This is a genomic window from Burkholderia sp. FERM BP-3421, from assembly GCF_028657905.1.
Lineage (GTDB): Bacteria > Pseudomonadota > Gammaproteobacteria > Burkholderiales > Burkholderiaceae > Burkholderia.
Genome location: NZ_CP117782.1, coordinates 2203032 through 2229749 on the forward strand (window position 1 = coordinate 2203032; position 26718 = coordinate 2229749).

The 26718-nt window shown below is 66.6% G+C and carries 21 protein-coding genes; 11 read left to right on the top strand and 10 right to left on the bottom strand.

All coding sequences use genetic code 11. From position 1 onward, the window contains the following. Positions 1–86 precede the first annotated feature (86 nt). The 4 genes from Bsp3421_RS25930 to purN all read right to left on the bottom strand — a co-directional run bounded on the left by Bsp3421_RS25930 (position 87) and on the right by purN (position 4780). A complete protein-coding gene (locus tag Bsp3421_RS25930; RefSeq protein WP_273998766.1) occupies positions 87–1283 on the bottom strand; it encodes a DesA family fatty acid desaturase in 1197 nt (398 codons plus the stop codon). Between the two features lie 178 nt (positions 1284–1461). Next, positions 1462–2832, bottom strand: coding sequence for a mechanosensitive ion channel family protein (locus Bsp3421_RS25935; protein WP_273998767.1), 1371 nt, complete (start codon positions 2830–2832; stop codon positions 1462–1464). Continuing rightward, on the bottom strand, positions 2829–4112 hold the full coding sequence (locus tag Bsp3421_RS25940) for an RsmB/NOP family class I SAM-dependent RNA methyltransferase (RefSeq protein ID WP_273998769.1): 1284 nt from the start codon (positions 4110–4112) through the stop codon (positions 2829–2831). The genes Bsp3421_RS25935 and Bsp3421_RS25940 overlap by 4 nt, the downstream gene beginning before the upstream one ends. After that, positions 4109–4780: a phosphoribosylglycinamide formyltransferase gene (gene purN, locus Bsp3421_RS25945; RefSeq protein WP_273998771.1), complete on the bottom strand. Its 672-nt coding sequence runs from the start codon at positions 4778–4780 to the stop codon at positions 4109–4111. Before purN ends, Bsp3421_RS25940 begins: the two co-directional genes overlap by 4 nt. Before the next feature lie 124 nt (positions 4781–4904). Here purN and Bsp3421_RS25950 point away from each other — a divergent pair, with 124 nt between their 5' ends. The 5 genes from Bsp3421_RS25950 (at position 4905) to dut (ending at position 11135) form a co-directional block, all read left to right on the top strand. Next, positions 4905–5897: a bifunctional riboflavin kinase/FAD synthetase gene (locus Bsp3421_RS25950; protein WP_273998773.1), complete on the top strand. Its 993-nt coding sequence runs from the start codon at positions 4905–4907 to the stop codon at positions 5895–5897. Between the two features lie 105 nt (positions 5898–6002). Continuing rightward, the gene (gene ileS / locus Bsp3421_RS25955) at positions 6003–8840 is read left to right on the top strand and encodes an isoleucine--tRNA ligase (RefSeq protein WP_273998775.1); all 2838 of its coding nucleotides are present in this window, start codon (positions 6003–6005) and stop codon (positions 8838–8840) included. Continuing rightward, on the top strand, positions 8840–9340 hold the full coding sequence (lspA, locus tag Bsp3421_RS25960; RefSeq protein WP_273998776.1) for a signal peptidase II: 501 nt from the start codon (positions 8840–8842) through the stop codon (positions 9338–9340). The genes ileS and lspA overlap by 1 nt, the downstream gene beginning before the upstream one ends. Before the next feature lie 64 nt (positions 9341–9404). Next, positions 9405–10616 (top strand): bifunctional phosphopantothenoylcysteine decarboxylase/phosphopantothenate--cysteine ligase CoaBC, encoded by a 1212-nt coding sequence (gene coaBC / locus Bsp3421_RS25965; protein ID WP_273998778.1) that lies wholly within the window; start codon positions 9405–9407, stop codon positions 10614–10616. 72 nt (positions 10617–10688) lie between these two features. After that, entirely contained in the window at positions 10689–11135 is a 447-nt protein-coding gene (gene dut, locus Bsp3421_RS25970) for a dUTP diphosphatase (RefSeq protein ID WP_273998779.1), read from the top strand. Positions 11136–11177: 42 nt separating this feature from the next. Here the strand turns inward: dut and Bsp3421_RS25975 are convergent, their stop codons facing one another. From Bsp3421_RS25975 to clpS, 3 genes are all read right to left on the bottom strand, one after another. Further along, a complete protein-coding gene (locus tag Bsp3421_RS25975; protein ID WP_273998780.1) occupies positions 11178–12557 on the bottom strand; it encodes an amino acid permease in 1380 nt (459 codons plus the stop codon). A gap of 94 nt (positions 12558–12651) precedes the next feature. After that, the gene (gene clpA, locus Bsp3421_RS25980) at positions 12652–14949 is read right to left on the bottom strand and encodes an ATP-dependent Clp protease ATP-binding subunit ClpA (protein ID WP_273998781.1); all 2298 of its coding nucleotides are present in this window, start codon (positions 14947–14949) and stop codon (positions 12652–12654) included. Next, positions 14946–15260 carry an ATP-dependent Clp protease adapter ClpS gene (gene clpS, locus Bsp3421_RS25985; RefSeq protein ID WP_252981867.1) on the bottom strand — a complete coding sequence of 105 codons (315 nt, stop codon included), beginning with the start codon at positions 15258–15260 and terminating at the stop codon, positions 14946–14948. Before clpS ends, clpA begins: the two co-directional genes overlap by 4 nt. 531 nt (positions 15261–15791) lie before the next feature. Here clpS and Bsp3421_RS25990 point away from each other — a divergent pair. Beyond that, the gene (locus Bsp3421_RS25990; RefSeq protein WP_004196460.1) at positions 15792–15995 is read left to right on the top strand and encodes a cold-shock protein; all 204 of its coding nucleotides are present in this window, start codon (positions 15792–15794) and stop codon (positions 15993–15995) included. A gap of 130 nt (positions 15996–16125) precedes the next feature. On the opposite strand, the gene Bsp3421_RS25995 is transcribed toward Bsp3421_RS25990, so the two are convergent. Further along, positions 16126–17697 (bottom strand): multicopper oxidase family protein, encoded by a 1572-nt coding sequence (locus tag Bsp3421_RS25995; protein ID WP_273998784.1) that lies wholly within the window; start codon positions 17695–17697, stop codon positions 16126–16128. 431 nt (positions 17698–18128) lie between these two features. Between Bsp3421_RS25995 and Bsp3421_RS26000 the strand changes: the two genes are divergently transcribed. Beyond that, positions 18129–18356, top strand: a complete 228-nt coding sequence (locus Bsp3421_RS26000; protein WP_273998787.1) for a hypothetical protein — start codon at positions 18129–18131, stop codon at positions 18354–18356. A gap of 86 nt (positions 18357–18442) precedes the next feature. On the opposite strand, the gene Bsp3421_RS26005 is transcribed toward Bsp3421_RS26000, so the two are convergent. Together Bsp3421_RS26005 and icd are read right to left on the bottom strand one after the other, a co-directional pair. Next, positions 18443–20671, bottom strand: a complete 2229-nt coding sequence (locus Bsp3421_RS26005; protein WP_273998789.1) for an NADP-dependent isocitrate dehydrogenase — start codon at positions 20669–20671, stop codon at positions 18443–18445. Between the two features lie 210 nt (positions 20672–20881). After that, entirely contained in the window at positions 20882–22138 is a 1257-nt protein-coding gene (icd, locus tag Bsp3421_RS26010; RefSeq protein WP_273998791.1) for an NADP-dependent isocitrate dehydrogenase, read from the bottom strand. Between the two features lie 266 nt (positions 22139–22404). Between icd and Bsp3421_RS26015 the strand changes: the two genes are divergently transcribed. The 4 genes from Bsp3421_RS26015 to fusA all read left to right on the top strand — a co-directional run bounded on the left by Bsp3421_RS26015 (position 22405) and on the right by fusA (position 26480). Further along, positions 22405–22983 (top strand): pseudouridine synthase, encoded by a 579-nt coding sequence (locus Bsp3421_RS26015; RefSeq protein WP_273998792.1) that lies wholly within the window; start codon positions 22405–22407, stop codon positions 22981–22983. Positions 22984–23240: 257 nt separating this feature from the next. After that, entirely contained in the window at positions 23241–23444 is a 204-nt protein-coding gene (locus Bsp3421_RS26020; protein WP_273998795.1) for a hypothetical protein, read from the top strand. 168 nt (positions 23445–23612) lie between these two features. Further along, on the top strand, positions 23613–24119 hold the full coding sequence (locus Bsp3421_RS26025; RefSeq protein WP_273998797.1) for a DUF192 domain-containing protein: 507 nt from the start codon (positions 23613–23615) through the stop codon (positions 24117–24119). A 246-nt stretch (positions 24120–24365) separates the two neighbouring features. Next, positions 24366–26480 (top strand): elongation factor G, encoded by a 2115-nt coding sequence (fusA, locus tag Bsp3421_RS26030; protein WP_273998798.1) that lies wholly within the window; start codon positions 24366–24368, stop codon positions 26478–26480. The last annotated feature ends 238 nt before the right edge of the window (positions 26481–26718 follow it).

The following is a 26718-nucleotide window of genomic DNA, read 5'->3' on the forward strand; positions in this document are numbered from 1 at the left end:
TTCTGCCTGCCGGACGGCGGGCCAAAAATAAAAAACCCCGCCAGCGCGGGGTTTGTTGACGTGCCGAAATTCTAATCGATTTCGGTTTATGCGTAGCGGCGCAAACGTGTCGCGAATTCCTGCAAAGCCTTGATGCCGCTTTGCTCTGCGCGGTGACACCAATCTTGCAATTGAGCCAGCAATTGTTCACGCGACGCGTTCGAGCGATCCCACATCGAAGCGAGATCCTGGCGAAGCTGGAAATACGTATGAAGCTTCTGGCTGTTCGCGAAGATCTCCGGCAGCATGCGCTTCTGCGGTTCGTTGAGGCCGTTTTCTTCCTTGTGGAACCACGAGCGCGCGCCGCGCATCAGCTGGTACTTCTCGCGCGAGCCCAGTTCCTTCAGATGCGCCAGCTCCTGGCGATACGCACGCTTCACGGCCTTGCCGTAACGCGCCATCACTTCGTAGCGGTTCGACAGCACGGCCTGCAGGGTTTCCTGGTCGAGCACGGCCTTGCGCGCGGCGAGACGCGGCGTCGGCGCAATCTTCTTCACCTTCGCGAGACGGAACGCCGACAGGATGCGGATGTACATCCAGCCGATGTCGAACTCATACCACTTGTTCGACAGCTTCGCCGAGGTCGCGAACGTATGGTGGTTGTTGTGCAGTTCCTCTCCGCCGATCACGATGCCCCACGGGAAGATGTTGGTGCTCGCATCCGCCGCGTTGAAGTTGCGATAGCCCCAGTAGTGCGCGAGGCCGTTGACGACACCCGCGGCCCAGAACGGGATCCACACCATCTGCACCGCCCACACGGTCAGGCCGACGAGGCCGAACAGCGCGACGTCGATCACCATCATCAGGCTCACGCCGAGGATCGGATACTTCGAGTAGACGTTCCGCTCAAGCCAGTCGTTCGGCGTGCCGTGGCTGAACTTGCGCATCGTCTCTTCGTTCTTCGCTTCCGCGCGGTACAGCTCGGCGCCTTCGAGCAGCACCTTCCAGATGCCGCGCGTCTGCGGGCTGTGCGGATCCTCTTCGGTCTCGCACTTCGCGTGGTGCTTGCGATGGATCGCCGCCCATTGGCCGGTCAGCATGCCCGTGGTCGTCCACAGCCACAGCCGGAAGAAGTGGCTGACGACCGGATGCAGGTCGAGCGCGCGGTGCGCCTGGCAACGGTGCAGGTAGACGGTGACGCCGATGATCGTGACGTGCGTGACGGCCAGCGTGAACAACACGATCTGCCACCACGTGAAGCGCAACAACCCGTTGGCGAGGAAATCGAGCAGGGAATTCAACAAGGCTAGGTACCTGTGCAAGTAACGACGACGGGCGAAACCGCCTGCGTCAAGAAAATGAAAGCATGCAGCGAGTTAAGACGAAATTTTACTGCATCCGTTCCAAGTCTTTGTAAAAAATGAATATTTCTTGCCGCAACGCAATGCGATCCGCGGTCCAATCCGGGACTGCGATCGCATTTCAGTCCAGTTTCGCGACATCCGCGGCGCGTGCGCCGCCGCCCTCCCGCCCCGGCCCGGCGGCCTGCGGCGCGAAACCCTCGGGCAGCCCGATCACGCGCACCTCGCGCTGCGGGAACGGAATCGACACGCCATGTGCGGCAAACAGTCGCCAGAGATTGCGGTTGACGGACGAGCGCACACCCGAGGTGCCCTTCGCCGAGTCGGCAATCCAAAACCCCAGCTCGAGATCGATGCCGTCCGCGCCGAAACCGACCAGATAAGACGTGGGCGCGGGTTCCTCGAGCACCCGGTCGACGCCCTTCGCCGCCTCGGCGAGGAGCGTCATCGCGAACTCGACGTCGGTCGTGTAGGCCACCTGCACGGCGACCTTCGCGTAGCCGCGCGTCAGGTACGACGACTGATTCTGCACCACGTCGGTGATGAGCTTCTCGTTCGGGATCAGCGTCTCGTTGCCGTCGAGGCCCCGCACCACCGTGTAGCGGGTGCGGATCTGCGTCACGACGCCCTGCAGGCCGCCGACGTTGATCGCGTCGCCGAGCCGCAGCGAACGGTCGAGCAGGATGATGAAGCCGGACACGTAGTTGCTCGCGATCTTCTGCAAGCCGAAGCCGAGCCCCACGCCGAGCGCGCCACCGAACACGCCGAGCACCGTCACGTCGATGCCGACGAGCGACAGGCCGACCAGCACCGCCGCGACGATCAGCAGCGCGCGTCCGATCCGTGACAGCACGACCTTGAGATTCGCATCGAGCGTGCGCGCGCGCATCAGCCGCTCGTCCAGCACCGAGCCGAGCCACATCGCGACGATCAGCGTCAGGCACACCCACAGCACGCCGGACACGAGCGACAGCAGCGTGAGGTGCGCGTTGGCGACGCGGAACTGCACGCTGTCGAGCCACGCGACCACGTCGCGCTGAATGCCGAGCACGGTCAGCACCATGCCGATCCAGACGATCGTCGAGACGATCCGCTCGACGATCGACAGCCACGCGCTCGTGTGGCCGTCGCGCGCGAACACGCGCCGCGCGACGAAGAACAGGATGTAGATCAGGCCGATGCCGAACAGCGGCACCAGCGCGAGCTGCAGGAGCGAGGTCGAGATGAAGTCGTCGAGCGCGGCCTGCACGAGCCACGCGAGCAGCCCGCCGAACAGCGGGAACAGCGCGCGGTTCAGGCTCTGCGCGCCCGCGCCCGCCGGCCGGCCGGCCGCGGCGCGGCGCGCGTCGAGCCGCCCGCGCAGATAGCGCGCGAGCAGCCAGGCGACGGCCAGCGCGCCGAGCAGCGCCGCGGCCTGCCATAGCATCACCGGCTGGCCGAAGTCATGGATGACGTTCTCGAGCCGCCGCGACAGCAAGCGGTTCGGCATCATGCGCCGCTTTCCGCGCCTGCCGCGCGTCGTTCGAGGACCGCCGCGAAGAAGCCGTCGGTCGCATGGCGGTGCGGCCACAGCGACAGGTAGTCGCCCATCTCGAGTTCGATGCGTTGCTCGGCGAGCACGTCGCGCGCCGGCACCAGCGTGAAGTCGGGATGGTCGGCGAGGAAGGCCGTGACGATCGCCTCGTTCTCCGCGTCGAGCAGGCTGCAGGTCGCGTAGACGAGCCGGCCGCCCTTCTTCACGAGGCGCGCGGCGCTCGCGAGGATCGACGCCTGCTTCGGCGCCAGTTCGGCGACCGAGGCGCTGGTCTGGCGCCACTTCAGGTCCGGATTGCGGCGCAGCGTGCCGAGGCCGCTGCACGGCGCATCGACCAGCACGCGGTCGATCTTGCCCGCAAGCCGCTTGATCTTCGCGTCGTGCTCGCTGTCGATCAGCACCGGGTTCACGTTCGACAGCCCGCTGCGCGCGAGGCGCGGCTTCAGTTTCGCGAGCCGCTTCTCGGACACGTCGAACGCGTACAGCCGGCCCGTCGAGCGCATCATCGCGCCGAGCGCGAGCGTCTTGCCGCCCGCGCCCGCGCAGAAGTCGACCACCATCTCGCCGCGACGCGGCGCGACGAGCGAGCACAGCAGTTGGCTGCCCTCATCCTGCACCTCGATCAGCCCATCCTGGAACAATTCGAGCTTGGTCAGCGCGGGCTTGCCCGCCACCCGCACCCCGGCCGGCGCGAACGGCGTCTCGCCCGCGTCGATGCCGACCGCCTGCAGCCCCTCGAGCACCTGCTCGCGGCTGGCCTTGAGCGTGTTCGCGCGCAGGTCGAGCGGCGCCGGATAGTTGACGGCGGCGGCCAGCTGCGCCAGTTCCTCCGCGTCGAGGCGCTGCGCGAGCGCCTGGTGGATCCAGTCGGGCAGGTTGGTGCGCACGCGCAGCGGCAGGCTCGCCGGATCGATCTTCGACACGTGGTCGAGCCACGCCCACTCGGCGTCCGACACGTGCGGACGCAGCGCCGAACGGCCGGCCGTCTGCATCAGGCCGAGCAGCGCGAGGCGCCGCGCCGGGTTGCCGGAGCCGCTCTCGGCGAGGTGGCCGTACTCCATCTTCCGGCGCAGCACCGCGAACACCGCCTCGGCGATCACGCCGCGCTCGGCGTGGCCGAGCTTCGGATGCGCGCGGAAAAAGCGGCTCGTGGTCGCGTCGGCAGGGCCGGTGAATTTCAGGACTTCGGCGAGCAGCGTCTCAGTCTGACCAATCAGAAAACCATGCAACTTCTTCATACACCCTCACCCGTCGGATTCGTTGTCGTGTTTGCGTCGTCCGTGAAATACCAGCGCGCCTCGTGCGGCGCGACGACCGCCCGGCCGCCCTCCAGGCGCAGCCGCCCGTCGACGAACCAGCGCACCGCGCGCGGATACAGCACGTGCTCGGCCGCCAGCACGCGAGCGGCCAGCGCCTGCGCGTCGTCGCCCGCGCGCACCGGCAGCGCCGCCTGCGCGACGATCGCGCCGCTGTCCAGCTCCGGAATCACGAAATGCACGGTCGCGCCATGCAGCGCGACGCCGGCGTCGAGCGCCTGCTGATGCGTGTGGATGCCCTTGAAGCTCGGCAGCAGCGACGGGTGGATATTCAGCATCCGGCCCTCATATCGCTTGACGAAGGCCGGCGTCAGGATGCGCATGAAGCCCGCGAGCACGACCAGATCGGGGGCGAAGCGGTCGATCTCGGCGGCGAGGGCCGCATCGAAGCTGTCGCGGCTGTCGAAGCCGCGGTGGTCGACCACCGCCGTCGCGATGCCGTGCGACGCGGCGAACGCCAGGCCGGCCGCGTCGGGCCGGTTGGCGATCACGGCGGCGATCTGGGCGGGCCAGCGTTCGCGCGCGCATGCGTCGACGAGGGCCTCCATGTTGCTGCCGCGGCCGGAAATCAGGATGACAAGTTTTTTCATCCGCGGATTTTACCATTCGCCCTCCCCGATCCCGCCGTCCTGAGCCGCCCTGGCTCGCGTGCGTTTATAATCTTCTGCTTTGCGGCATTTGCCCGCGTCATCCCCACGCTGCCACCCGCTTATCGTGAAAGTCTTCCGCGGCCTGCCCAACGCCGAAAGCCGCGCCCCGTGCGCGCTGACGATCGGCAACTTCGACGGTGTCCATCGCGGCCACCAGGCGCTGCTCGCGCGCGTGCGCGCGGCGGCGGACGCGCGCGGGCTGCCGGTATGCGTGATGACCTTCGAGCCGCATCCGCGTGAATTCTTCAACCCGGCCGGCGCGCCGCCGCGCATCGCGATGCTGCGCGACAAGCTCGAGGCGCTGCGCGAGCACGGCGTCGACCGGGTCGTCGTCGAACACTTCAATCACACGTTCGCGAGCCAGTCGCCCGACGCGTTCGTCGAGCGCACGCTCGTCAACGGCCTGCACACGCGCTGGATGATGGTCGGCGACGATTTCTGCTACGGCGCGAAGCGCGCGGGCGATTTCGCGTCGCTCAAGGCCGCGGGCCTGCGCCACGGCTTCGAGGTCGAGCAGATGGCGACGCTCGCCGATCCGGGCGGCACGCGCATCTCCAGCTCCGGCGTGCGCGCGGCGCTGGCCGCGGGCGACCTCGATGCGGCCGCGCGCGCGCTCGGCCACGGCTACGCGATCAGCGGGCACGTCGCGCACGGGCTCAAGCTCGGCCGCGATCTCGGCTTTCCGACGCTCAACCTGCCGATCGCGCACAAGCGCCCGGCGCTGTCGGGCATCTTCGTGGTGCGGGTGCACGGCCTCGGGCCCGCGCCGCTGCCGGGCGTCGCGAGCCTCGGCGTGCGGCCGACCGTCGACGATTCCGGCCGCGTGCTGCTCGAGGTCCACCTGCTCGACTGGCACGGCGACGCGTATGGCAAACTCGTGCGCGTCGAATTCCTGAAGAAGCTGCGCGACGAGGCGAAATTCGACGATCTCGAAACGCTGTCGCGCGCGATCGCGCAAGACGTCGCCGACACCCGCGCGTACTTCGCGGCGCACGGCCACGCGCCGGGCGGCCGCGCGACCGGCTTCGCGACCTCGGCCACGGATCGAATTAGCTGATCTTGCGGCACGCCCCGCGCGTGCCCTCTTCCGCGCGCCCGGTGCCGGCGCCGCGACCCGATTCACGACGCGCGAGCGTCCCCCCGATTTCACAGCGATCTCATCATGAGCAACAAGAAAGCCGATTCGAAACCGCAGGCCAAGTATCCGGTCAACCTGCTCGACACGCCGTTCCCGATGCGCGGCGACCTGCCGAAGCGCGAGCCGCAATGGGTGAAGGACTGGGAAGCGCGCGGGATCTACGACAAGATCCGCGCCGCCAGCCAGGGCCGCCCGAAGTTCATCCTGCATGACGGCCCGCCGTATGCGAACGGCGATATCCACCTCGGCCACGCGGTCAACAAGATCCTCAAGGACATGGTGGTCAAGTCGCGCAACATGGCGGGCTTCGACGCGCCCTACGTGCCGGGCTGGGACTGCCACGGCATGCCGATCGAGATCCAGATCGAGAAGCAGTTCGGCAAGGCGCTGCCGGCCGCCGAGGTGATGAGCAAGGCGCGCACCTACGCGACCGAGCAGATCGAGAAGCAGAAGGTCGGCTTCAAGCGGCTCGGCGTGCTCGGCGACTGGGGCAATCCGTACAAGACGATGAACTTCGTCAACGAGGCGGGCGAGATCCGCGCGCTCGGCAAGATCATCGAGAAAGGCTATGTGTATCGCGGGCTCAAGCCCGTCAACTGGTGCTTCGATTGCGGCTCGGCGCTCGCCGAGGCGGAAGTCGAGTACAAGGACCGCACCGATCCGACGATCGACGTGCTGTTCCCGTTCGCCGAGCCGGAAAAGACCGCGCAGGCGTTCGGCCTCGCCGCGCTGCCGCGCGCCGAGGGCGGCATCGTGATCTGGACCACCACGCCGTGGACCATCCCCGCGAACCAGGCGCTCAACCTCCATCCGGAAATCGTCTACGCGCTCGTCGACACCCCGCGCGGCCTGCTGATCCTGGCCGAGGAGCGCGTCGCCGCGTGCCTGACGGAGTTCGGCCTGACGGGCGAAGTGATCGCGACGACCCCGGGCGCGGCGCTCGCGAACCTGCGCTTCCACCACCCGCTCGCGGGCGCCCACCCGGGCTACCGCCGCACCGCGCCCGCCTACCTCGGCGACTACGTGACGACCGACACCGGCACGGGCGTGGTCCACTCGTCGCCCGCGTACGGCGTCGAGGACTTCGTGTCCTGCAAGGCGCACGGCATGACCGACTCCGACATCATCAACCCGGTGATGGGCGACGGCCGCTATGGCGAATCGCTGCCGCTGTTCGGCGGGCTGTCGATCTGGGATGCGAACCCGAAGGTGATCGAGGCGCTCGACGCGGCCGGCACGCTGCTGCGCAGCGAGAAGTACACGCACAGCTACATGCACTGCTGGCGCCACAAGTCCCCGATCATCTACCGCGCGACCTCGCAATGGTTCGCCGGCATGGACGTCAAGCCGAACGACGGCAAGGGCACGCTGCGCGAGACCGCGCTCGAGGGCGTCGAGGCGACCGCATTCTACCCGTCGTGGGGCAAGCAGCGCCTTTTCAGCATGATCGCGAACCGGCCGGACTGGACGCTGTCGCGCCAGCGCCAATGGGGCGTGCCGATGGCGTTCTTCGTGCACAAGGAAACCGGCGAGCTGCATCCGCGCACGCTCGAACTGCTCGAAGCGGTCGCGCAGCGCGTCGAGCAAAACGGGATCGAGGCCTGGCAGACGCTCGATCCGCGCGAGCTGATCGGCGACGACGCCAACCTGTATGAAAAGAACCGCGACACGCTCGACGTGTGGTTCGACTCGGGCACGACCCACTGGCACGTGCTGCGCGGCTCGCACAAGGACCAGCTGCAGTTCCCGGCCGACCTGTACCTCGAAGGCTCGGACCAGCACCGCGGCTGGTTCCACTCGTCGCTGCTGACGGCCTCGATGCTCGACGGCCGCGCGCCGTACAAGGGCCTGCTCACGCACGGCTTCACGGTCGACGGCGAAGGCCGCAAGATGAGCAAGTCGCTCGGCAACGGGATCGACCCGCACGAGGTCGCGAACCGCCTCGGCGCGGAAATCATCCGGCTGTGGATCGCGTCGACCGACTACTCGGGCGAGCTGGCGATCTCCGAGGAAATCCTCAAGCGCGTGACGGAAGGCTATCGCCGGATCCGCAACACGCTGCGCTTCCTGCTCGCGAACCTGTCGGACTTCGACTACGCGCAGCACGCCGTGCCGCCCGAGCAATGGCTCGAGATCGACCGCTACGCGATCGCGTTCTCCGCGCAGCTGCAAACCGAGCTGCTCGCTCACTACGAGAAGTACGAGTTCCATCCGGTGGTCGCGAAGCTGCAGACCTACTGCTCGGAAGATCTCGGCGGCTTCTACCTCGACGTGCTGAAGGACCGCCTGTACACGAGCGCCGCGGGCTCCGTCGCGCGCCGCTCCGCGCAGACCGCGCTCTATCACGTGACGCAGGGCCTGCTGCGCGTGCTCGCGCCGTTCCTGTCGTTCACGGCCGAGGAAGCGTGGCAGGTGTTCCAGCCGGGCGCCGAGACGATCTTCACCGAGACCTACTACGCGTATCCGGAGATCGCCGGCGCGCAGGCGCTGATCGACAAGTGGACGCTGCTGCGCGAGGTGCGCGGCAACGTGACGAAGGCGCTCGAGGAAGCCCGCACCGAGAACCGCATCGGCTCGTCGCTGCAGGCGGAGCTGACGCTGCACGCGAGCGGCGCGCGCCACGACGCGCTCGCGAGCCTCGGCGACGATCTCAAGTTCGTGCTGATCACCTCGGCCGCGACCGTGGTCCGCGTCGACGACGAGGCGCACGAAGGCGTCGACGTCGCGGCGTCGAAGTACCAGAAGTGCGAGCGCTGCTGGCACTACCGCGCGGACGTCGGCGCCCACGCCGACCATCCGACGCTGTGCGGCCGCTGCTTCTCCAACCTGTTCGAAAACGGCGAAACCCGGAGCATCGCTTAATGGCCAAGACCCTGTCGAAATCGTCGAGCGGGACGCTCGCGCCGTGGCTCGGCATTTCGCTGATCGTGATCCTGTTCGACCAGCTGACCAAGATCGCGGTGCTGAAGACCTTCGCGTACGGCGTGCTGCATCCGCTCGCGCCGTTCTTCAACCTAACGCTGATCTACAACCGCGGCGCCGCGTTCGGCTTTCTCGCGACCGCCGGCGGCTGGCAGCGCTGGGCGTTCACCGCGCTCGGCATCGTCGCGACGCTCGTGATCTGCTACCTGCTCAAGCGCCACGGCCAGCAGCGCCTGTTCAGCACGTCGCTGGCGCTGATCCTCGGCGGCGCGCTCGGCAACGTGATCGACCGGCTCGTGTACGGCCACGTGATCGACTTCCTCGACTTCCACGTCGGCAACTGGCACTGGCCCGCGTTCAACCTCGCCGATTCGGCGATCACGATCGGCGCGATCCTGCTGGTCTACGACGAGCTGCGCCGCGTGCGCGGCACGCGCTGAACGCTTACACTGCGCGCAGGGCCGGCGCCGCGCGCCGGCCGCCACGTGCTTCCGGAGGCCTCAGTTGGCACACGCAGAACTCGCAGGAAAACACCTCGTCCTCGGCCTGACGGGCGGCATCGCCTGCTACAAGATCGCCGAGCTTACGCGCCTGCTCACCAAGGCCGGCGCGACCGTCCAGGTCGCGATGACCGACGCGGCCACGCAGTTCATCACGCCCGTCACGATGCAGGCGCTGTCCGGCCGGCCCGTCTACACGAGCCAGTGGGATCCGCGCATCGCCAACAACATGGCGCACATCGACCTGTCGCGCGAAGCGGACGCGATCGTGATCGCCCCCGCCTCGACCGACTTCCTCGCGAAACTCGCGCACGGCTTCGCGGATGACCTGCTGTCGACGCTGTGCGTCGCGCGCGACTGTCCGCTGCTGGTCGTGCCCGCGATGAACCGGCAGATGTGGCAGAACCCCGCCACCCAGCGCAACGTCGCGCAGCTGCGCGCGGACGGCGTCTCGGTGCTCGGCCCCGATTCGGGCGCGCAGGCGTGCGGCGAGGTCGGCGACGGCCGCATGCTCGAACCGGACGCGATCTACGAAGCGATCGTCACGCATTTCCAGCCGAAGGTGCTCGCGCACCGGCGCGTGCTGATCACGGCCGGCCCGACCTTCGAACCGCTCGATCCGGTGCGGGGCCTGACCAACCGCTCGAGCGGCAAGATGGGCTTCGCGCTTGCGCGCGCGGCGCAGCAGGCGGGCGCCGACGTGCACCTGGTGGCCGGTCCGGTCGCGCTGGCGACGCCGTGGGGCGTCACCCGCGAGGACGTGCAGACCGCGCAGCAGATGCACGACGCCGTCCTGAACGCGGTAACCGACGCGGACGTCTTCATCGCGGTGGCCGCGGTCGCCGACTGGCGCGCCGCCCATCCCGCCGAGCACAAGATCAAGAAGGCCGCCGATCGCAAGACACCGGCGCTCGCCTTCGTCGAGAACCCCGACATCCTCGCCACCGTCGCGGCCATGCCGCACCCACCGTTCTGCGTCGGCTTCGCCGCGGAGAGCGGCGACCTCGACGTGCATGGCGAGGAAAAGCGCGTGCGCAAGAACGTGCCGCTGCTGATCGGCAACCTCGGGCCGCTCACGTTCGGGCGCGACGACAATGAAGTCGTGCTGTTCGAGGCAAGCGGCTCGACGCGCCTGCCGCGCGCGGACAAGACGACGCTCGCGCACACGCTGATCGGCGAAATCGCGAAGCGCCTGCCGGACGCGCGCCTGATCTGATTCCCGCCACCGCGCCGCCGCGTCTCGCGGCCGCGCGGTTTCACTCGTCACTCCGTCACTGATTCACGCCGTATGAAACTCGACCTCAAGATCCTCGATGCGCGGATGCGCGACTACCTGCCCGCCTACGGGACGCCCGGCAGCGCCGGCCTCGACCTGCGCGCGTGCCTCGACGCGCCGCTCGTGCTGCACCCGGGCGACACCGCGCTCGTGCGCACCGGCCTCGCGATCCACGTCGCCGACCCGGGCTACGCCGCGCTGATCCTGCCGCGCTCGGGCCTCGGCCACAAGCACGGGATCGTGCTCGGCAACCTGGTCGGGCTGATCGACTCCGACTACCAGGGCGAGTTGATGATCTCGACCTGGAATCGCGGCCAGACCGAATTCACGCTGAACCCGTTCGACCGTCTCGCGCAGCTCGTGATCGTGCCGGTCGTGCAGGCGAGCTTCAATCTCGTCGATGCGTTCGCCGACAGCGAGCGCGGCGCGGGCGGCTTCGGCAGCACCGGCCGCCAGTAAGCCGGCAGGCGTCGCGCGGCGCGGGCAAGGCCCGCCGTCGCGTCAGCGGATGTGCCGCGCGCGGTAGTGGAATCGGTAGGCGAGCGTCAGCAGCACGATGAACGCCACCCCGACCCTCATGGTCATGCCGAATTCGCGCGTGAACGCCGTGGTGGCCAGGATGGCCGCCACGAGCGCGCCGCCGAGCAGGCTGCCCACGGGATGCAGCCACATCCGGAACGCGGGCGCCGGGCCGCGATAGCGGGCCCGGAAGAACAGGTGCGTGACGAAGATCATCAGCCAGGTGAACAACGCGCCGAACATCGCGATCGCCATCATCAGCGTGAACGCGGTCTCCGGATAGCGCGCGACCAGCACGGTCGCCACCGCGACGCCGCTCGTCGACACGAGCAGCGCGGCAAGCGGCACGCCGTTCGCCCTGACCCGGCCGAACACGGCCGGCGCGAGGCCCGCGCGCGACAAGCTGAACATCATGCGGCTCGTCACGTACAGCTGGCTGTTCATCGCCGACAGCGCGGCCACCAGCACCACGAAATTGATCACGCCGGCCGCATAAGGCACGTGGGTCGCGGCCATCACCTTGACGAACGGGCTCTCGTCGGTGCCGGCCTGCGTCCAGGGCACGATCGCGAGCATCAGCGACAGCGTCAGCAGATAGAACAGCACGAGGCGCAGCACCGTCGAACGGAACGCGCGCGTGACCGCGCGCTGCGGATCGCGCGCCTCCCCCGCCGCGATCGCGACGGTTTCGATGCTCATGTAGCTGAAGATCGCGACGATCACGGCCACCCAGACGCCCCAGCCGCCCTTCGGGAAGAAGCCGCCGTGCGCGGTGTAGTTCGCGAAGCCGAGCGTGGACCCGGCGGGCGCGGACCAGACCAGATAGGCGCCCAGCACGATGAACACGACGATGGCGGCGATCTTGAGCAGCGAGAACGCGTACTCGACCACGCCGTACAGCGTGACGCTCGCCATGTTCACCGCGATCAGCACCGCCGAGAATGCGACCACCCAGTACCAGCCGGGCACGTCGGGGAACCAGTACTTCATGAACACCGCGATCGCGCTGATCTCGGTGCCGATCGCGAACACCACCGCGAACCAGTACGCATAGCGGACCAGGAAGCCCGCGAGCGGCCCGACATAATGCTCGGCATAGGCGCCGAACGAGCCGGCGGTCGGATGGACGACCGTCATCTCGGCGAGCGCGCCCATCAGCAGCAGCGCGATCAGCGCGCCGATCGCATACGACACGAGCACGCCCGGGCCGGCGAGCCCGACCGCGAACCCGCTGCCGAGAAACAATCCCGTACCGATCGCGCCGCCGATCGCGATCATCGCCATCTGCCCCGAACCGAGGCCGCGCCGCAGGCCTTTTTCGCGCTCGACGATCGAGTCGAACGTCCGTTGTTGTTGTGTCACGACCTGCTCCCTGCGTCCTTGCTGAACATCCTGTCAATAAAACAAACGGCGCGGGAAGCTCCCGCGCCGTTGGATCCTGCGTTACCGCTGCCCGCTATTCAAGCTCGACCGCTTCCTCGGACTTGCTCGGCGGCGTCGCGGCCTTGTCGAACGACAGCGATACCTTGTCGCTCTCGTCGACATCGACCGTCACGTGCCCGCCGTTCAGCAGCTTGCCGAACAGCAGCTCGTCGGCCAGCGCGCGCCGGATCGTGTCCTGGATCAGGCGCTGCATCGGCCGCGCGCCCATCAGCGGATCGAAGCCGTGCTTGGCGAGATGCTTGCGCAGCGCATCGGTGAACAACGCATCGACCTTCTTCTCGTGCAGCTGCTCCTCGAGCTGGATCAGGAACTTGTCGACCACGCGCATGATGATTTCCTCATCGAGCGAGCGGAAGCTGATGATCGAGTCGAGGCGGTTGCGGAACTCCGGCGTGAACAGACGCTTGATGTCGGCCATCTCGTCGCCCGTCTCGCGGCGCGTCGTGAAGCCGATCGTCGCCTTCTGCATCGATTCGGCGCCCGCGTTCGTCGTCATGATGATGATGACGTTGCGGAAATCCGCCTTGCGGCCGTTGTTGTCGGTCAGCGTGCCGTGATCCATCACCTGCAGCAGCACGTTGTAGATATCCGGATGCGCCTTCTCGATCTCGTCGAGCAGCAGCACGCAATGCGGCTTCTTCGTGACCGCCTCGGTCAGCAGCCCGCCCTGGTCGAAACCGACGTAGCCGGGCGGCGCGCCGATCAGGCGACTCACCGCGTGACGCTCCATGTACTCCGACATGTCGAAGCGGATCAGCTCGATGCCGAGCGTGAACGCGAGCTGCCGCGCCACCTCGGTCTTGCCGACGCCCGTCGGGCCGGAGAACAGGAACGCGCCGATCGGCTTGTCCATCTTGCCGAGCCCCGCGCGCGCCATCTTGATCGACGCGGCGAGCGCATCGATCGCCGGATCCTGGCCGAACACGACGCTCTTCAGGTCGCGGTCGAGCGTCTGCAGCTTGCTGCGGTCGTCCTGCGACACGCTTTGCGGCGGAACGCGCGCGATCTTCGAGATGATTTCCTCGATCTCGCTCTTGCCGATCGTCTTCTTCTGCTTCGACTTCGGCAGGATCCGCTGCGCCGCGCCCGCCTCGTCGATCACGTCGATCGCCTTGTCCGGCAGATGACGGTCGGTGATGAAGCGCGCCGACAGTTCGGCGGCGGCGGACAGCGCGCCCGACGAATACTTGACGCCGTGGTGTTCCTCGAAGCGCGACTTCAGGCCGCGCAGGATCGCCACCGTCTGCTCGACGGACGGCTCGGTCACGTCGACCTTCTGGAAGCGCCGCGACAGCGCCGCATCCTTCTCGAAGATGCCGCGATATTCGGTGAAGGTGGTCGCGCCGATGCACTTGAGCGTACCCGACGACAGCGCCGGCTTGAGCAGGTTGGATGCATCGAGCGTGCCGCCCGACGCGGCGCCCGCGCCGATCAGCGTGTGGATTTCGTCGATGAACAGGATCGCGTGCGGACGCTCCTTCAGTTCCTTCAGCACCGTCTTCAGACGCTGCTCGAAGTCGCCGCGATACTTGGTGCCCGCGAGCAGCGCGCCCATGTCGAGCGAATAGACCTGCGCATTCGCGAGGATGTCCGGCACCTCGCCGCGCGTGATGCGGTACGCGAGCCCTTCGGCGATCGCGGTCTTGCCGACCCCGGCCTCGCCAACCAGCAGCGGATTATTCTTGCGGCGGCGGCACAGCACCTGCACGACGCGCTCGACCTCGGACTCGCGCCCGATCAGCGGATCGATGCGGCCGTCCTTCGCCATCTGGTTGAGGTTCTGCGTGAACTGCGCCAGCGGCGTTTCCTTCTGCGCGTTCGCGTCCTCGCCCTCGGCGTTCGCGTCGCTCGACTTCGCGGCCTCGCCGCCGCTCGTCTTCGCGATGCCGTGCGAGATGAAGTTGACGACGTCGAGACGCGTCACGCCCTGCTGCTGCAGGTAGTAGACCGCGTGCGAGTCCTTCTCGCCGAAGATCGCGACGAGCACATTCGCGCCCGTCACTTCCTTCTTGCCGTTGGACGTCGACTGCACGTGCATGATCGCCCGCTGGATCACGCGCTGGAAACCGAGCGTCGGCTGCGTGTCGACGTCGTCGGTGCCCGGCACGGTGGGCGTATTGTCGTGGATGAAGTTGCGCAGGTTCTGACGCAGGTCCTCGATGTTCGCCGCGCACGCGCGCAACACCTCGGCTGCTGTCGGGTTGTCCAGCAGGGCCAGTAAAAGATGTTCGACCGTAATGAACTCATGCCGCGCCTGGCGCGCTTCCATGAACGCCATATGCAGGCTGACTTCCAATTCCTGGGCAATCATGCTTCCTCCATCACGCACTGCAGCGGATGCCCTGCCTGCCGCGCATGGGTAACGACTTGCTCGACCTTGGTCGACGCGATGTCTCGCGTATAGACCCCACAAACCCCCCGCCCTTCGCGATGCACTTTCAACATAATCTGCGTCGCTGTTTCGCGATCCTTCTTGAAATACTCCTGCACGACCATCACGACAAACTCCATCGGCGTGAAATCGTCGTTGAGGAGCACCACCTTAAACATCGAAGGCGGCTTGAGTTTCTGCTCCTTGCGTTCCAGGACGGTGCTGTCCTGCTTGTCCGGGATAATCGCCATACACCCATTCTAAACAACTCGGACAGGCCCGCAATCCTGTCGTTAACCGACTCGCGCCGGCGCCCTCCCCAGCTCCCCGACCAGCGGGAGCGCCCTGCTCGCATCACAGGGAAGCCGGCTGCGGTGCCGGCTTCCCTGTGATGCGCGGACGGGTGAACACTGCCTCGCCCGTCACGCCTGCATCGAGTATCCCACATCGGGCGGGATCGCGAACGCAGGCCACGTGAGCCTGGTATATGAGCCGATTATGCGACTTTTCAAGGGCCCTCGCTCGCCTCGATGCGCGCCGGCAAAGCGGGATAAACCCTGAAAATGCGTTGTTTGCAACGCCATCGAATATGTCTAAAAATTTTCTTGACACTTAAATAAAGAGCGCCAACAATCAAGCTGGCACTTTTTTCAATTTGTCTTTTCGACGAACGTGAAAGAGGCCGAGGTGAGCTTGTGAGGGGGGAACGGCTGCATTGCCGGTCGTTTAGCTTTTCGAGCGTGCTCGTGGTAAGTAGCGACTGTGTGACAGGGGAAGTAGGTATGGCAACTGGTATTGTCAAATGGTTCAATGACGCGAAGGGCTTTGGCTTCATCACGCCCGACGAGGGCGGTGAAGATCTGTTTGCACATTTCTCGGCAATCAACATGCAGGGCTTCAAGACCCTGAAGGAAGGCCAGAAAGTGAGCTTCGAGGTCGTGCAAGGGCCGAAGGGCAAGCAAGCATCGAACATCCAGGCTGCCTGACGGCAACTTGGGTCGTGCTTCGGGAAACCCGGCCGCGAGCCGGGTTTCTTTTTGGTGACAGCGCGTTGCGACGTCGTGCTGCGACGACGCGTTGGCAACGATGCATCCGCGATAACGCGCGCCGCCCATTTCAAACGACTTTCAACGTTCCCATCATGCCGAGATCCTCATGCTCGAGGATATGGCAGTGGAACATCCGCTCGCCCCGTTCCAGCTGCACCGTGAGCACGCGCACCACCTCCCCTTTCGCCAGGTTCACCGTATCGCGCCATGCGCGGTAGGGCTCGGGCGTCTTCGTGCCCGCACGCTCGCGCTCGACCACCTGGAACTGCGTACCGTGCAGGTGGAACGGATGATCCATGTCGGTTTCGTTACGGATCGTCCATAACTCGATCTCGCCGCGCCGGCTCGTGAACGTCGCGCGATGCGGTTCGTAGGTGCGGCCGTTGATCATGAAACGCATGCCGGCCGGCCGCCCGTGCGTCGGGCCGTTCATCATCGCGTCCATGTCCATCGCCTCGCTGAGCACCACCTCCTTGCGCGCGCCGGGCGCGCCGAGCGCGGGCACCGCGCGCAGGCGCGCCGGCACCGCGCGCGCGGGCGCCGGGTCGAACGCGACGTCGGCGAGCGGCAGCGCCGGGTCGGCCGGCAGCGTGTCGTGGCCGTCGTCCGACATCCCCATCTTGCTGCGATCGTATTCACCCGCCGTCAGCACCGCCCGCGCGGGACGCTCGCCCGCGCGCACCAGCACCTCGGCGCGCTCGCCCGGCGCGAGCAGCAGCGACGTGACTTCGCGCGGCGCGTCGAACAGGCCGCCGTCGGTGCCGACCTGCGTGAACGGCCGACCGTCGTCGAAGGTGATGCGCAAGTAGCGCGCGCTGCACGCGTTCCACAGGCGCCAGCGCGCATCGCCGTCGACCGTCAGCCGCGGGCGGCGCGCGCCGTTGACCAGCACGAACTGCCCTTCGCGGCCGTTCATCCAGTCCATCATGTCGTTTGGCGGAATCGAGCCGTCGCGTGCAAGCTTCAGGTCCGAGAAGAACAGGCATTGCTCCGGCCAACCCGCGAGCGGATCGTCGGCGGCCCGCACGATGAACGGCCCGGCCAGGCCGCGGAACACCTGTTCCGCCGTCATCATGTGCGGATGCGGGTGATACCAGTAGGTGCCCGCGCTGCCCTTCGGCAACGTGAAGCGATAGACATGCGTCGCGCCGGGCGCGATCGGCTCGGACGGATTGCCGTCCTGATCGGGCGGCACCGGCAGCCCGTGCCAATGAATCGTGGTCGGCTGCTTCAGGTGATTGACGACGCGGATCTCGACGGTATCGCCCTCGCGCACGTCGATCAGCGGCCCCACCACCGGCCCGTCGCGCTCCGCGCCGTACTGCCAGAACGGGGTGGGCGCCGCGCCCGGGAGCAGCGGCCGCGCGACCGGCTGCACGGTCAGCGTCGCCCGGAACATGCCGGCTTCCCGGCTCTCGTTCGCGAGCACGCGCAACGGCGCGAGCGGCGCGCCGGCCGGCAACGCATCGGCCGCCGCGAGCGGCAGCGCATCGCCTGCATCCGCCATGTCCGACATCCCGGGCATCGGCGCCATGCCGGGCATCGCGCGCATGGCGTGCCCCTGCGCCAACGCCGCGCGCGTCACCAGCGTACCAACCGCGGCGCCGAGCGTGCGCGCCAGAAATTGCCTGCGTAGCATCGATGAAATCCTTCTAGCCGTGCGGGCCGACGCCCGCGAAACAAAACCCGACGATACCTCACGTGACGCGCGCGCGACGCGCTGCGCGCATTCGTCGCAATCCGTTCGCGGCCGGTCCATGCCTCGCTCGCGCCGACATCCCGGCTCCCCCCTATATTTCACGATGCGGCATGAGTGCCTGCACTGTAAAAACAAATGGTGCGCGGCACAAATAACGGGTTTCGCAATGCCGCAAATCATCCCGCATCCCGGAATCATCGAAATAAACATTTGTTTATAAAAAGAATTTTATGTTTCGAGAAAAACTTCTACGTCGTCCCGACGATCCCGGCGCGCACGTAGACTTCATCTCAAGGTCCTCGTCGCGACACATCACGATCCGCGGCAGACAGGCAAAGGTTTCGAGTTCGATTCAGTTAGGGAGAGCGAAAATGAAGGGATTCCGCTTCGGTTCGGCACAAGGGTCGTTCTACATCCTGCCCGGCAGCAACGGCTGGGAAGCCACCTTCGGCAACACGTCGCTGGGCGCGTTCACGAGCCCCGAGCACGCCGCCGACCAGCTCGCGCGCGGTGCATACTGCGACAGCCTCATCGAGCTGGATACGGCGACCCTCGAAGTGCCCGAGCAGCTCGCCGATTGGGAAATCGTCCACGTCTGAGATGACAAAGGGCCGCCCGCGCTGACGCGCGGGCGGCCCTTTTCACGTCCTCGGCGCGGCGTTCAGGCCCGCGCCCGACCACTCCGTCAGGCGATCGCGTCGATGATGCCGTTCAGTGTCGCACTCGGGCGCATCGCCTGGCTCGTCAGCGCGACGTTCGGGCGGTAGTAGCCGCCGATGTCCACCGGCTTGCCCTGCGCGGCGGCCAGTTCTTCCAGGATGCGCGCCTCATGGTCGGCGAGCGCCTTCGCGACGCCCGCGAACTGCGCCTGCAACGCGGCGTCCTCGGTCTGCGCGGCGAGCGCCTGCGCCCAGTAGAAGCACAGATAGAAATGGCTGCCGCGATTGTCGATGCCGCCGACCTTGCGCGCCGGCGACTTGTTCTCGTCGAGGAACTTGCCGGTCGCCTGATCGAGCGTCTTCGCGAGCACCAGCGCACGCGGGTTCGCGTAGGCGTTGCCGAGGTGCTCGAGCGACGCGGCGAGCGCGAGGAATTCGCCGAGCGAATCCCAGCGCAGGAAGCCTTCCTCGACGAACTGCTGCACGTGCTTCGGCGCCGAACCGCCCGCGCCCGTCTCGAACATCCCGCCGCCCGCCATCAGCGGCACGATCGACAGCATCTTCGCGCTGGTGCCGAGTTCCATGATCGGGAACAGGTCGGTCAGGTAATCGCGCAGCACGTTGCCGGTGACCGAGATCGTGTCCTGGCCCGCGCGAATCCGATCGAGCGAGAAACGCGTCGCGTCCACGGGGGTCATGACGCGGATGTCGAGACCGCTGGTGTCGTGATCCTTCAGATACTGCTCGACCTTGCGGATCACCTGCGCATCGTGCGCGCGCGCCGGATCGAGCCAGAACACGGCCGGCGCGCCGGTCGCGCGAGCGCGGCTCACCGCGAGCTTGACCCAATCCTGCACCGGAGCGTCCTTGGTCTGGCACATGCGCCAGATGTCGCCGGCTTCGACCGCATGCTCGAGCAGCACCTGGCCCGCCTCGTCGATCACGCGCACGACGCCGTCGGCCGCGATCTGGAAGGTCTTGTCGTGCGAACCGTATTCTTCGGCCGCCTGCGCCATCAGGCCGACGTTCGGCACGCTGCCCATCGTCACCGGATCGAACGCGCCGTGCTGCTTGCAGTCCTCGATCACGGCCTGGTAGACGCCCGCGTAGCAGCGGTCCGGAATCACCGCCTTGGCGTCGTACAGCGCGCCGTCGGGGCCCCACATGCAGCCCGACTCGCGGATCATCGCCGGCATCGAGGCGTCGACGATCACGTCGCTCGGCACGTGCAGGCTGGTGATGCCCTTGTCCGAATTGACCATCGCGAGCTGCGGGCGACGCGCGTATTCGGCCTTCAGGTCGGCCTCGATCGCGGCGCGCGCGTCGTCGGGCAGATCCTTGAGGCGCGCGTACAGGTCGCCGATGCCGTTGTTCGGATTGAAGCCCGCCTGCGCGAGCACGCCCGCGTGCTTGTCGAGCACGTCCTGGTAGAACACCGAGACCGCGTGGCCGAAGATGATCGGATCCGAGACCTTCATCATCGTCGCCTTCAGGTGCACCGAGAACAGCACTTCCTTGCGCTTCGCGTCCTCGACCTGCTCGGCGAGGAAGGCGCGCAGCGCCTTCTTGCTCATCACCGACGCATCGATGATCTCACCCGCCTTCAGCGCGGTCTTTTCCTTCAGCACCGTCGTCGCGCCGCCGGCTGCCGTCAGCTCGATGCGCACGCTGCCCGCCGCGCCGATCAGCGCCGAACGCTCGCTGCCGTAGAAGTCGCCGGCGCTCATGTGCGCGACGTGCGCCTTCGAATCCGCGCGCCACGCGCCCATCTTGTGCGGGTGCTTGCGTGCGTAGTTCTTGACCGACAACGGTGCGCGGCGGTCCGAGTTGCCTTCGCGCAGCACCGGGTTCACCGCGCTGCCCTTGATCTTGTCGTAGCGCGCCTTGGCGTCCTTCTCGGCATCGTTCGCCGGATGCTCCGGATAGTCGGGCAGCGCGTAGCCCTGCGCCTGCAGCTCCGCGATCGCGGCCTTCAGCTGCGGCACCGATGCGCTGATGTTCGGCAGCTTGATGATGTTCGCTTCCGGCCGGGTGGTGAGCTGGCCCAGCTCGGCGAGCGCGTCGGCGCTCTTCTGCTCGGGCGACAGGCGCTCCGGGAAAGCGGCGACGATGCGGCCCGCGAGCGAGATGTCGCGGGTTTCGACCGCGACGCCCGACGGACGCGTGAATGCCTCGACGATCGGCAGCAGCGAATAGGTGGCGAGCGCGGGCGCTTCGTCAGTGAGGGTGTAGATGATCTTCGGCGAATTGGACATGAGCTTGATGCGTTGCGACTGAAATATTGAAGCCGGCGCGGAACCGGCGGTGATGCGATCGGAACGATCGCGAAACGGCAGGCGCGCCAGCGCCATCGGGCGCGGGCAAGGAGGGAAGCCGGAACCGCTCGCGGCCGCCCCTCGAATCGCCGCGCACCGGCCCGCTGCCGCGCGCGACAGGCCGCCGGCGCAGGCCGGCGGCCGGCAGACTTACATGTTCTCGATCAGCACCTGACCGAAGCCGGAACACGACACCTGGGTCGCGCCTTCCATCAGGCGCGCGAAGTCGTACGTGACGCGCTTCTGCTGGATCGACTTCGCCATCGCGGCGATGATCGCATCGGCCGCCTCGGTCCAGCCGAGGTGGCGCAGCATCATTTCCGCCGAGAGGATTTCCGAACCCGGATTCACGTAATCCTTGCCCGCGTACTTCGGCGCCGTGCCGTGCGTGGCCTCGAACATCGCGACCGAATCCGACAGGTTCGCGCCCGGCGCGATGCCGATCCCGCCGACCTGGGCGGCCAGCGCGTCGGAGATGTAGTCGCCGTTCAGGTTCAACGTCGCGATCACGTCGTATTCGGCCGGGCGCAGCAGGATCTGCTGGAGGAACGCGTCCGCGATCGAATCCTTGATCACGATCTCCGCACCCGTCTTCGGATTCTTGATGCGCATCCACGGGCCGCCGTCGATCAGCTCGGCGCCGAATTCCTTCTGCGCGAGCGCATAGCCGTAGTCACGGAACGCGCCTTCCGTGAACTTCATGATGTTGCCCTTGTGGACCAGCGTGACCGACTTGCGGTTGTTGTCGATCGCGTACTGGATCGCCTTGCGCACAAGACGCTCCGTGCCTTCGCGCGACACCGGCTTGATGCCGATGCCCGAGGTGTCCGGGAAGCGGATCTTCTTCACGCCCATCTCGTCGCGCAGGAAGCGGATCACCTTCTTGGCCTGCTCCGACTCGGCCGCCCACTCGATGCCGGCGTAGATGTCCTCCGAGTTCTCGCGGAAGATCACCATGTCGGTCTTTTCCGGCTCGCGCACGGGCGACGGCACGCCCTTGAAGTAGCGCACCGGGCGCAGGCACACGTAGAGGTCCAGCTCCTGGCGCAGCGCGACGTTCAGCGAACGGATCCCGCCGCCGACCGGGGTCGTGAGCGGCCCCTTGATCGACACCACGTATTCCTTCAGCACCTGCAGCGACTCTTCCGGCAGCCAGACGTCCGGGCCGTATACCCTGGTCGCCTTCTCGCCCGCGTAGATCTCCATCCAGTGGATCTTGCGCTTGCCGCCGTAGGACTTCTCGACCGCCGCGTCGACCACCTTGATCATCACCGGCGTGATATCGAAGCCCGTGCCGTCCCCTTCGATATAGGGAATGATCGGCTGATCGGACACATTGAGCGAGTAATCTTTGTTGACGGTGATCTTGTCACCGCCCTCCGGAACCTTGATGTGCTGATACGGCATGGTCGACTCCAGTGAGATGGCTGGGCTGATTAGGAATCTGCTGATGGCTGCCTGGCTCGCGACTGCGCGCCCGTTCCGCGCCTGCAACAGCGAATCGCTATTCTAGCGCCCGCTGACGGCGCGGCGGCGCGCAAGCCGGGAGCGGTGCATCAGGTTCCGCTCAAGTCTTATATAAGACAAAAGAGTTACCGTTCCGTATTATGCATTAAGATTCCGCCATTTGCCATATGACGCGGGCCGCCCAGGCTGCCCGCCGCCGCCCCGCCATGCCCCTCATCGCCCTCAACAAGCCGTACGGCACCATCTGCCAGTTTTCCGCGCACGAGACCCGCGCCTCGCTCGGCGACTGGGTCAGGACGCCCGGCGTCTACCCGGCGGGCCGGCTCGACGCCGACAGCGAGGGCCTGCTGCTGCTGACCGACGACGGCGCGCTGCAGGCGCGCATCGCGGAGCCGCGCCACAAGCTCGTGAAACGCTACTGGGCGCAGGTCGAGGGCGCCCCCGACGCGAGTACGCTGAAGGCGCTCGCGCGCGGCGTCGATCTCGGCGACTACGTGACACGCCCGTGTCAAGCGAGCTTCGTCGAACCATCCGACGCCCTGTGGCCGCGCACCCCGCCGATCCGTCATCGCGCGGCGATCCCGACGACCTGGATCGAACTCGCGATCACCGAAGGCAAGAACCGCCAGGTGCGACGGATGACCGCGGCGGTCGGGTTTCCGACCTTGCGGCTCGTGCGCGTCGGCATCGGCGCGCTCGACCTGTTCGCGCTCGACCTTGCGCCGGGCGCAACGCTCGAGCTGCCTGCGCGCGCACCGTGGGACGGGTTCGCGCCGGCGCGCTGAAAGTGTGTGTCGACGCGACGTCAACCGGCCGCGAACCTGCCGCGTTAAACCACGCAGATGCCGCTTTTAGCTATCCGGCATTGGCGTGACAGCCGCGGCTCCGTCGTTTGCGCGACATCAAGATCCGGCGAGACGCCCGCAGCACGACGAGATTTTTCTCGATGTGCCTGTCAACCGAAAGGTGGATGGCCCCGTTAGACGACATGACTCCTATGCCGGGTCATTTGGTTAATTAACTAAAGCTGAGGAAACACAAAATGAACAAACTGATCGCCGCTCTGGTCGCTGGCCTCTTCGCAACGGCAGCTTTCGCACAAGCTTCGGCACCGGCAGCTGCTCCGGCTGCTGACGCTGCTTCGGCACCGGCTGCAAAGAAGGCGCACAAGAAGCACGCGCACAAGAATACGCACGCAAAGAAGGAAGCCAGCGCAGCTGAAGCCCCGGCAGCTGCTTCGAACTAAGTAAGAAAGTTGTAATAACGCAGTCAAGAACACGCAGTTGCCGTTCTTACGGCGTTGGAAGGCAGATCACCGCGAGGCGATCTGCCTTTTTCTTTTTGCGCCCGCCGGCTGCGCGCGCCATCGCGCATCGCGTACCATGCGGGTCTCGTGTCCGATAGGAGCCCCGCTGTGCGATTTTCCCCGCGCTCTGCGCTCGCCCGTTTCGCCCGGGCCGCCGCCCTTCCCCTCGCGCTCGCGGTCGCCGCGGCCGGCCTGCCCGCCGCGCCGGCCCTGGCGCAGATGCCGCCCGGCGCCAAGCAGCCCGGCGAGTTCCCGCGCGTGAAACTGCGCGCCGGCATGTACGTGATCGACGCCGCGGTCGCCGCGAACGACGCCGATCGCGAGCAAGGCCTGATGTATCGCTCGCAACTCGCGCCGAACGAAGGCATGCTGTTCGTTTTTGATGAAAATGCAGTCCATTGTTTCTGGATGAAGAACACCTTGATTCCGCTGTCGATCGCCTTCATCCGCGCGGACGGCACCATCACCGACGTCGACGAGATGAAAGCGGAGACCGTCGACAACCACTGTCCGCGCAACAATGGCGTCTACGCGCTGGAAATGGGCAAGGACTGGTTCGCCGCCAAGGGCATCAAGCCGGGCATGAAGATCGACGGGCTGCCGCAGCCGCGCTGAAGCGCGCTGCCCGAGCCTGCGCCGACCGGCCGCTTTGCGCGCCGGTTTTTTTTCGCCCGCGCGTCGCGGCGGACACGCGCGGCAAAGACGGCCGCAAAAACGTTGACACCCGTCGCTTGATTCCAGGGCGGGAGCCCGCATCTGCAAAAGCCACGCGCACACGCTATGCTTTAAGTCTCGTTGCAAAACCCAACCGGTCCGCCGCGGCGGCGGGCCACATCCGTCCCGAACCCAAGGAGGTTCAACGTGCCTCGCAAAACCCCCATCGAGCGCTACAGGAACATCGGCATCAGCGCTCACATCGACGCCGGCAAGACCACGACCACCGAGCGCATCCTGTTTTACACCGGCGTGAGCCACAAGATCGGCGAGGTGCACGACGGCGCGGCCACGATGGACTGGATGGAGCAGGAACAGGAACGCGGGATCACGATCACCTCCGCGGCGACCACCGCGTTCTGGAAGGGCATGGCCGGCAACTATCCCGAGCACCGCATCAACATCATCGACACCCCCGGGCACGTCGACTTCACGATCGAGGTCGAGCGCTCGATGCGCGTGCTCGACGGCGCGTGCATGGTCTACGACTCGGTCGGCGGCGTGCAGCCGCAGTCGGAAACGGTGTGGCGCCAGGCGAACAAGTACAAGGTGCCGCGCATCGCGTTCGTCAACAAGATGGACCGCGTCGGCGCGGACTTCTTCCGTGTGCAGCGGCAGATCGGCGAGCGCCTGAAGGGCGTCGCCGTGCCGATCCAGATTCCGATCGGCGCGGAGGAGCACTTCCAGGGCGTGGTCGATCTCGTGAAGATGAAGGCGATCCTCTGGGACGACGAGAGCCAGGGCGTCAAGTTCAGCTACGAGGAGATTCCCGCGAATCTCGTCGAGCTGGCGCGCGAGTGGCACGACAAGATGGTCGAGGCCGCCGCCGAAGCGAGCGAGGAACTGCTCGAGAAATACCTGACCGACCACGACTCGCTGACCGAGGACGAGATCAAGGCCGCGCTGCGCAAACGCACGGTCGCCAACGAGATCGTGCCGATGCTGTGCGGCAGCGCGTTCAAGAACAAGGGCGTGCAGGCGATGCTCGACGCCGTGATCGACTACCTGCCGTCGCCCGTCGACGTGCCCGCGATCCTCGGCCACGACCTCCACGACAAGGCAGCGGAACGCCATCCGAGCGATGACGAGCCGTTCTCCGCGCTCGCGTTCAAGATCATGACCGACCCGTTCGTCGGCCAGCTGATCTTTTTCCGCGTGTACTCGGGCGTCGTCGAATCGGGCGACACCGTGCTCAACGCCGTGAAGGACAAGAAGGAGCGGCTCGGCCGGATCCTGCAGATGCACGCGAACGAGCGCAAGGAAATAAAGGAAGTGCGCGCGGGCGACATCGCGGCGGCGGTCGGGCTCAAGGAAGCCACCACGGGCGACACGCTGTGCGATCCGTCCGCGCCGATCATCCTCGAGCGCATGGAATTCCCGGAGCCGGTGATCTCGCAGGCGGTCGAGCCGAAAACCAAGGCCGACCAGGAAAAGATGGGCCTCGCGCTGAACCGTCTCGCGCAGGAAGACCCGTCGTTCCGCGTGCAGACCGACGAAGAGTCCGGCCAGACGATCATCTCGGGGATGGGCGAGCTGCACCTCGAAATCCTGGTCGACCGGATGAAGCGCGAGTTCGGCGTCGAGGCGACGGTGGGCAAGCCGCAGGTCGCGTACCGCGAAACGGTGCGCACGGTCGCCGACGATGTCGAGGGCAAGTTCGTCAAGCAGTCGGGCGGGCGCGGCCAGTACGGGCACGCGGTCGTCAAGCTCGAGCCGAACCCGGGCAAGGGCTACGAGTTCCTCGACGAGATCAAGGGCGGCGTGATTCCGCGCGAATTCATCCCGGCCGTCGACAAGGGCATCCAGGACACGCTGAAATCGGGCGTGCTCGCGGGCTATCCGGTCGTCGACGTGAAGGTGCACCTGATCTTCGGTTCGTACCACGACGTCGACTCGAACGAGAACGCATTCCGCATGGCCGGCTCGATGGCCTTCAAGGAAGCGATGCGGCGCGCGAAGCCGGTGCTGCTCGAACCCATGATGGCCGTCGAGGTGGAAACGCCGGAAGACTTCATGGGCAACGTGATGGGCGACCTGTCGAGCCGGCGCGGCATCGTACAGGGCATGGACGACATCGCGGGCGGCGGCGGCAAGGTCGTGCGCGCCGAAGTGCCGCTCGCGGAAATGTTCGGCTACTCGACCTCGCTGCGCTCGGCGACGCAGGGCCGCGCAACCTACACGATGGAGTTCAAGCACTACGCGGAAACGCCGAACAACGTGTCGGAAGCGGTGATCAACGCCAAGCAGGGCAACCGCCGGTAATCCTCGGCGACGCGCGGCGGCCATGCCGCCCACGACGGCCTGCCCGGCAACGGGCAGGCCGTTTTTTCCGGGTCGACGACCGGCGTGGCGACGCGCGCCCTGCCCGGCTTGCACCGCCAGGCCCCCGTACGTCGTCGCGCAGCCCCCGTGTTTGCATCCAAGCCGATTGACACTCTTACCGGCTGCTTGAGCCCGTTTCACTTCTGATACACCTTTCGTCGTTTGACCGGCCGCGCGC